The 8,447-nt window shown below is 60.8% G+C and carries 6 protein-coding genes; 5 read left to right on the top strand and 1 reads right to left on the bottom strand.

Annotated elements, in window-relative coordinates; translation table 11 throughout:
- Positions 1–1,640: pectate lyase family protein (locus tag FHS09_RS21150; RefSeq protein WP_246395208.1), on the top strand; the 1,640-nt coding region annotated here is incomplete at its 5' end.
- A gap of 126 nt (positions 1,641–1,766) precedes the next feature.
- On the opposite strand, the gene FHS09_RS21145 is transcribed toward FHS09_RS21150, so the two are convergent.
- Positions 1,767–2,030, bottom strand: coding sequence for a hypothetical protein (locus tag FHS09_RS21145; protein ID WP_183463678.1), 264 nt, complete (start codon positions 2,028–2,030; stop codon positions 1,767–1,769).
- A 4-nt stretch (positions 2,031–2,034) separates the two neighbouring features.
- Between FHS09_RS21145 and FHS09_RS21140 the strand changes: the two genes are divergently transcribed.
- The 4 genes from FHS09_RS21140 (at position 2,035) to FHS09_RS21125 (ending at position 8,309) form a co-directional block, all read left to right on the top strand.
- Positions 2,035–3,693 (top strand): rhamnogalacturonan acetylesterase, encoded by a 1,659-nt coding sequence (locus tag FHS09_RS21140; protein ID WP_281383197.1) that lies wholly within the window; start codon positions 2,035–2,037, stop codon positions 3,691–3,693.
- 364 nt (positions 3,694–4,057) lie between these two features.
- Complete coding sequence (locus FHS09_RS21135; protein WP_183463674.1) at positions 4,058–5,632, top strand: RICIN domain-containing protein; 1,575 nt, start codon at positions 4,058–4,060, stop codon at positions 5,630–5,632.
- 241 nt (positions 5,633–5,873) lie between these two features.
- Positions 5,874–7,445, top strand: a complete 1,572-nt coding sequence (locus FHS09_RS21130) for an RICIN domain-containing protein (RefSeq protein ID WP_183463672.1) — start codon at positions 5,874–5,876, stop codon at positions 7,443–7,445.
- Between the two features lie 366 nt (positions 7,446–7,811).
- Entirely contained in the window at positions 7,812–8,309 is a 498-nt protein-coding gene (locus FHS09_RS21125) for an SGNH/GDSL hydrolase family protein (protein ID WP_183463670.1), read from the top strand.
- The last annotated feature ends 138 nt before the right edge of the window (positions 8,310–8,447 follow it).

Below are 8,447 nucleotides of genomic sequence, written 5' to 3'. Positions count from 1 at the left end.
CGAGCAGCTCCTCCAGCAGTTCTAGCAGCTCCGGCAGTTCGTCCAGTTCCTCCAGTTCCTCCAGCGGTGGCTCGGGTTCCGGCAGCAACGCCGAAGGCGGCTTTGCCGGCCACGACTACCTGCTCACCGGCGGCGCCGGCGGCCTGGTGTACACGGTGAACAATGGCGCCGACCTGCAGGCCAAACTGGACGAGGCCAAGACCGCGGGCCAGCCAGTCACCCTCTACATCGACGGCACCATCACCGACCTCAACACCGGTACCGGTACCGACATCGAAATCAGGGACATGGACAATGTGTCGCTGATCGGTGTGGGCGAAAACGGCGAGTTCGACGGCATCGGCCTCGGCATTCGGCGCGCCAACAACCTCATCATTCAGAACCTCACCTTCCATGAGGCCTGGCCCGGCCAGGAGCGCGACGCCATCGATATTGAGGGCGACGACGACGGCTCCACCACCAGTCATATCTGGATCGACCACTGCGAGCTGTACAACTCCCTCGCCGTGGACAAGAACTACTACGACGGCTTGATCGACTCCAAGAGCGGCGCGCGCTACATCACCATCTCCTACAGTTACCTGCACGACGCGCACAAGACCTCCCTGCACGGGCACACGGAGACCGACAGCAACCCGGACACCGACCGGCTGGTGACCTTCCACCACAACCGCTTCGAGAACCTGTCCGCGCGCGTGCCCCTGTACCGGCACGGCAAAGGCCACGTGTACAACAACTACTACAACAACATCACTTCCAGCGGGATCAACTCCCGCGCCGGCGCCGAGATGCTGATCGAGCACAATGTGTTCGAGAACACCCAGAACCCGATCGTCTCCTTCTACTCGGACGTCATCGGCTACTGGAATCTCAACGGCAATGTGTTCGGCACAGGGGTCACCTGGAGCGATAACAGCGGAAATGACATCACCGCCGAAGACGGCGAGTCCACCTCCAGTTACACCGTGCCCTACGACTACACCCTGGACCCCACCGACGGGTTGAAGGAACTGGTCATCGCCAACGCCGGCGTCGGCAAGCTGGACCAGTCGGGCCTGGAAATCCCCGACCCGGTCACCCCCGCCGACGAAGTACCAACGGACGAGGAACCGATCCTCGAGGACGTGGCCCTGCCCTACGCGGAAAACTTCGCCACCGACACCGGCACCTTCTTCACCAGCGACTACCGCGACCTGTCCGGCGCCCCCGGCGACGGCACGCCCATGTACCACCGGGTGACCGGCACCGCGGAGATCCAGAGCGGCGCGCTCAGCCTCACCGGCAGCCGCGTGTCCGTGGGCAACAGCACCCCCGAGGTCGACACTGCCCCCACTGATACTTCGTTCACCGGCGTCTTCGACTTGAGCGCACCCTACCAGGTGTCCTTCAAGGTGGTCAGCGTCGGCGGCGACACCAGCAAGTACTTCCAGCTCTACGTGGACAACAACACCTTCTCCAGCGGCAACTCCGTCTGGGGCTCCAGTTCCAAGTTCTACCAGGTGCTCCTGAGTGAACTGGTTGAGGGCCAGACCTACACGGTGCCGGGCCCGACCGCCAGCAGCACCTCCTTCCTCACCCTGAGGACAGAGAATGCCGCCACCGTAGTGCTGGACGACCTGTTGATCGAGGCGGCACCGTGATCTTGAGTACCACAATCTTGAGCACCACAAGCCCATCCCGGCTGAAGTATGCCGATGAACCGGGAAGGGGCTCAGTAGTAAGTAACAACCCACCATCAGCGGAGAGACAATAATGAAAACCCCTGGTTATTTAATCACATCCATTCTACTGGGTGCCCTGCTTACCGCTTGCGGCGGAAGCGGTGGCGGAAGCGGCGGCGATAGCGGCAGTTCAAGCAGCAGCTCTTCCAGCAGCAGCTCTTCCAGCAGCAGCTCATCGAGTAGCTCTTCCAGCAGCTCATCGAGCAGCTCTTCCAGCAGCTCATCAAGCAGCTCTTCGAGCAGCTCTTCCTCCAGCAGCTCGAGCAGTTCCAGTAGCTCCGGCGGCGCCACCGGCGCAGCACCGACCATCCATATGCTCGGCGACTCCACCATGACTGACTACGGCGAAGATCGCTTGCCGCAAATGGGTTGGGGGCAGGCAATGCCGATGTTCTTCAGCGAAGAGACGGTCATCAACAACTGGGCCAGGGGTGGACGCAGCTCCCGCAGTTTCTACTATGAGGCCGAGCGCTGGCCGGCCGTCCTGCCACTCATTAAAGCGGGCGATTACGTCATCATCCAGTTCGGCCACAACGACCAGAGGCGCGGCGGCGACTACGCTGAGGCCGGTACCTTTGCTTACTGCCCCGATGGCACCGAGAACGGCGAGGGCTGCCCCGAGGACCTCGACCTCGAGGGCCCCGATCCCACGGCCCCCTACTATGAGCACTCCTACTACCAGTTCCTGAAGCGGTACGTGCTCGAGACCCGCGCAAAAGGCGCAATCCCGATTCTGATGACGCCGATCGTCCGCAAATACTTCAGCGGCGGTACCATCACCGAAAAAGGACAGCACAATCTTCAGGCTCAGGACAAGTACAGTGAGGAACCCTACCCGCGGGGCGACTACCCGGCCGCAATGAAAGCGGTTGCGGACACCTATGGCGTACCGTTCGTGGACCTCACCGCCGAGACCAAAGCCATCGTGGAAAGCTACGGTGACGAAGCGGCCACGGAGCACCTGTACATCGCTGCCGACAGCACCCACCCGGCGGTGCTCTTTGCCACCCTGATCGCCAGGGCCGCCGTCCAGGGCCTGGAGTCCCAGGGCCTGATGGAGGGACATATTGTCGAAGCGACGTCCCTGGTAGCCAGTCCCAACAACCTGGACTGGGGAAATCGCTATATCGATGTTCCCAACACCAAAGAACTCACCATTTCCGCCTTCGATCTCGTGCCGGAGACCGGCTCCGTCGATGTAACCGCACCGGACGGATTCCTGTTGAGCGATTCCGCGGAGTCCGAGGTATGGAGCAGTTCCGCTACCATTGACTTCACCAATGGCGCCTTCACCTCCAACCTCTACGTGCAATTTACCGCGGCAAGCGAGCAGGCCTACACGGGAGACGTGAGCTTTGCGCTGGATGGCACCGAGCTGGGAACCGTGGCCGTATCAGGAACCGGTGTAGCGGTCGGCGAAGGCGTGGCTTCCTATTCCAGCTGGTTTACCGAGGGGGCGTCCACCACCGCCATCAGCGACGGCCTGGTGAGCGCAAGCGATGCCCTGGTGAACAACCTGGAGGCGGGCAATACCAAAACGATGGCAGTTGACGGGCAGGACACCGGTGTCGCCAGATTCCAGGTGTTTGGAGAGGCCATGGTCGCCCGCAGCGATGACCGCTACCTGCAGTTCGCCGTCACCGCCGAGTCGCAGAAATTCTATGTCGACACCATCTCCGTCTATCTCGCCTCCAGCGGGGGCTCGACCGTAGAGGCCGATATCGAGTACTCCCTGTCCGCCGATTTCACCAATCCGGTCAAACTGAACGAAACGTCCTTCCTCCCCAGGGATGATACTGACCTTACGGTGCAGGAATACAGTGTGATCAGCACGCTGGATTCCACGGACGCCGACCCCAACAACGACACCCTGTACGTCCGGATTTTCCCCTGGAATGCCTCAGGCGCAACCAGCACCGGAAAGTACCTCGGCATCTACGATCTCAAGGTGGACGGTGTCAGCGGGGAATAAATGGAAAGGGTGGTTCCACCCAAAAACCCCGGGGAATTTCCCCGGGGTTTTCAAGGAAGTTATTCGTAAGCAGTAACCTGAACCATTAAAAAACAGAGTAACTACTCCTCCCTGTAGGAGCGGCGGGGGGGGGGGGGGGGGGGCCGCCCCCCCCCCCCCCCCCCAAAAAAAAAAAAAAAAAAAAACGAGTAGTATTATCACTAAAAAAACAACAAAAAAAAAACAACATAAAACACCCCCCGCTGTGTGGGGGGGGGGGGGGGGGGGGGCCCCCCCCCGCCGCTCCTACAGGGAAATATCGACCATCCCATTAACCTTAGGGTAAGTAGTTACAAAACAACGATAATTCCTTCAGGAGCAGAAAATGAATTCAATAAAGATGCTCGAAGGGCGGACCTGGCTTCTCGGCCTGGCTGCCCTGGTTGCTCTCGCCGCCAGCGATGTCCGCGCGGAGAATTGCGACGCCCCGCCCACTAGCGGCGACGCCTATAACTTGGTCAACCGCGGCTCCGGCTACGCCCTGGATGTGGCCGGCAATTCCAGCCAGGATGGCGCCAACGTGCTGCAGTGGAGCGAGCACGGCGGCACCAACCAGCAGTTTCTCGCCACCGACCTGGGCAACGGCTACTGGAGCCTGCTGGCAGTCCACAGCGGCAGCTCCCTGGAGGTGGCCGACTCGTCTTCCAGCGACGGCGCCAATGTACAGCAGATGACCTACGACGACGGCGCCACCAACCAGCAGTGGCAGTTTAAAAAATCCAGCAGCGGCGGCTTTGCGGTGGTTGCGCGCCACTCCGGCAAGCCCATCACCGCCGAGAGCAGCAGCCGCGGCGCCAACGTTTCCCAGACCACTTTGTCCGGCGACAGCCTGCAGCGCTGGTACTTCAATCCGGTGGACGGCAACTGCGATGGCCCCACAGGTTTCGCCGCCCAGTCCGGCAGCGACGGCCTGACCACCACCACAGGCGGCGGCAACGCGACACCGGTCCCCGTCACCACTTGCAGCGCCCTGAAAACCGCCCTGGAGGCCGAGGGCGCGGCGGTGGTGCAGGTGCCCGACAACACCACCATCGACTGTCTGGTTGAGGAGGGTGTCGCCCTCCAGGTCTGCGAAGTCGCCTGCCCCGACTACCAGGACCCTGGGGAATTTACCTTACGGGTTCCCGGCAGCACACAGACTTGTACCGAGCTGGGTTCGGACACTAACGATACCGTCACCAGCCACCGCTTCGACACCAGAATCCAGGTAGCAGACGACAAGACCCTGGTCGGCCTGGGCCCCAACAGCGGCATCGAGGGCGCCAGCCTGATCCTGAGCGGCAGCAAAAACGTGATAGTACGCAACCTGTCTATTGCCAACGTCAACCCGCACCTGGTGGAGGCCGGCGACGGCATCACCGTGGACAACGCCAGTCACGTGTGGATCGATCATGTGGCCTTCAGCATGATTTCCGACGGTCACGTGGACACCACTAACAGCGAGAACGTCACCCTGAGCTGGAACCACTTCGATGGCCGCAACAACTATGTGTGCGCCAACCAGCACTGGTACGTCGCCTTGGTAGGGGACTCCCAGGTAAGCTACCACCACAACTTTTTTGACTACACCGGCGGGCGCAACCCGAAAGTGGATGGCAGCACCTCCCGTGCCCATCTCTACAACAACTACTACAAGAAGATCACCTATTTCGGCATCAGTACCAACGACAACGCCCACGCGCTGGTAGAGGCCAACAACTTCGACGACACCCGCTCGCCCCACTGGAACGTTTCCGGCTTTATGAGCGCCAGCGGCAACGTCTACACCGGCCAGTCGGCTACCGACCCAGAGCGGGACACCGGCGATACGGTATTCGGCGACGTTAACCTGTACGACTACACGCTCGACGACGCCAATAACCTGCCGAGCCAGCTGGAAGTCGGCACGGGGCCACAATGACGCGAAAAGTGCGGCGATGAAAGGTGCCGCAATGAGGGCCCGGCTGTTATTTCGCAGCGGGCCCTCCCTTTAGGATAGGAGCCAGCCCCCGGATCGAGTCCGGGGCAGGCTCTGCTGGCGACAAGGCATCGGTAATGCCGGGTCGCCTGCAGAGCGGGCTCCTACAGGGAAATATCGACGTACTCGTTATTCCCAGGGTAAGTAGTTACAAAAAAATGATAACTCCTTCAGGAGCAGAAAAATGAATTCAATAAAAATGCTCGAAGGGCGGACCTGGCTTCTCGGCCTGGCTGCCCTGGTTGCTCTCGCCGCCAGCGACGTCCGCGCGGACAACTGCGACGCCCCGCCCACCAGCGGCGATGCCTACAAACTGGTCAATCGCGGCTCCGGCTACGCCCTGGACGTGGCCGGCAAATCCTCCGAGGACGAGGCCAACGTGCTGCAGTGGAGCGAGCACACCGACACCAACCAGCAGTTTCTCGCCACCGACCTGGGCAATGGCTACTGGAGCCTGCTGGCAGTCCACAGCGGCAGCTCTCTGGAGGTGGCCGACTCGTCCTCCAGCGACGGCGCCAATGTACAGCAGATGACCTACAATAGCGCCAGTAACCAGCAGTGGCAGTTTAAAAAATCCAGCAGCGGCGGCTTTGCGGTGGTTGCGCGCCACTCCGGCAAGCCCATCACCGCCGAGAGCAGCAGCCGCGGCGCCAACGTTTCCCAGACCAGCTTGTCCGGCGACAGCCTGCAGCGCTGGTACTTCAATCCGGTGGACGGCAACTGCGATGGCCCCACAGGTTTCGCCGCCCAGTCCGGCAGCGACGGCCTGACCACCACCACAGGCGGCGGCAACGCGACACCGGTCACCGTCACCAGCTGCAGCGCCCTGAAAACTGCCCTGGAGGCCGAGGGCGCGGCGGTGGTACAGGTGCCCGACAACACCACCATCGACTGTCTGGTTGAGAACGGTACCCCCATCCAGGTCTGCCAAATCGCCTGCCCCGACTATCAGGACCCTGGGGAATTCACCCTCCGGGTTCCCGGCAGTGGTCAAAAGTGCACCGATCTGGATTCGGACACTGACGAAACCGTCACCAGTTACCGCTTCGACACCAACATCCGGGTAGCAGACAACAAGACCCTGGTCGGCCTGGGCGCCAACAGCCGCATCGAGGGCGCCAGCCTGAACCTGACCGATAGCAAAAACGTGATAGTGCGCAACCTGTCCATTGCCAACGTCAACCCGCACCTGGTGGAGGCCGGCGACGGCATCACCGTGGACAACGCCAGTCACGTGTGGATCGATCATGTGGCCTTCAGCATGATTTCCGACGGTCACGTGGACACCACTAACAGCGAGAACGTCACCATGAGCTGGAACCACTTCGATGGCCGCAACAACTATGTGTGCGCCAACCAGCACTGGTACGTCGCCTTGGTAGGGGACTCCCAGGTAAGCTACCACCACAACTTTTTTGACTACACCGGCGGGCGCAACCCGAAAGTGGATGGCAGCACCTCCCGTGCCCATCTCTACAACAACTACTACAAGAAGATCACCTATTTCGGTATCAGTACCAACGACAACGCCCACGCGCTGGTAGAGGCCAACAACTTCGACGACACCCGCTCGCCCCACTGGAACGTTTCCGGCTTTATGAGCGCCAGCGGCAATGTCTACACCGGCCGGTCGGCTACCGACGAAGAGCGGGACAGCGGTGATTCGGTATTCGGCGACGTCAGCCTGTACAACTACACGCTCGACGACGCCAATAACCTGCCGACCCAGTTGGAAGGCGGCACGGGGCCGCAGTAAAACTCCAGCCGCTGTTTGCAGCGGCGGGGCTGTTGCTCCGAAGCTGTATTGCCGGCGCGCGTTAGCGCGGGCATAAAAACCGTTGCGGCCCGGGCGGCGATCCCGGGCCCGCTCCGTCTCCACCACTGTGCCGGGGCACTGCACAGCCTCTGGCTGCTCAAGCCCTGGTTCAGCCGGGTGGAGGCTTAACCGGACCGGTTCCTGACCGGCCCTCCGGCCACGGCGCCCGGGCGGGCGAAACAAAACCTTTCTTGCCACTACCTTACCAATTCAATTACATTGCCTGGCCAATATGGTTTCCAGACCGAGCCTCTGTGTACTCGAGCTCGATGGCAACAAAAAGCAGCGACACCGGGAGGTCCTGCCATGAATGCCTTTTCCAACACAGCACTCGCTCTATTTTTTCTGGCCAGCCTGACCGCCTGCGGTGGCAGTGGCGGCGGCTCAAGCAGCAGCAGTTCATCCAGCAGTTCTTCGAGCAACTCTTCAAGCTCGTCAAGCAGCTCCGGCGGCGCCACCGGCGCAGCGTCGACCATCCATATGCTCGGCGACTCCACCATGAGTGACTACGGCGAAGATCGCTTGCCGCAAATGGGTTGGGGGCAAGCAATGCCGATGTTCTTCAGCGAAGATACGGTCATCCACAACTGGGCCAGGGGTGGACGCAGTTCCCGCAGTTTCTACTATGAGGCCGGGCTCTGGCCGACCATCCTGCCAACCATTGAAGCGGGTGATTACGTCATCATCCAGTTCGCTCACAACGACCAGAGATCCGGCGGCGACTACGAATTGGCCGGTACCTATACCTACTGCCCCGATGGCACCGAGAACGGCGAGGACTTTCCCAACAGATTTCTTTCGTAAGCAACTCCCGGATTTTCCGGGAGTTGCTCAGGAAACCGGGGATTTATTGCCACTACGTATCCCCCCAAAATCCCAACCAACATCAAGGAGCAATTCAAGTTTCGAAGCATCAACGACAGTTGCTAAAAAAAACAACAA

Origin of the sequence: Microbulbifer rhizosphaerae (assembly GCF_014191725.1) — a bacterium.
GTDB lineage: Bacteria > Pseudomonadota > Gammaproteobacteria > Pseudomonadales > Cellvibrionaceae > Microbulbifer > Microbulbifer rhizosphaerae.
The sequence above is the reverse complement of the archived record's forward strand: the minus strand, read 5'-3'. Positions and strand labels throughout refer to the sequence as shown.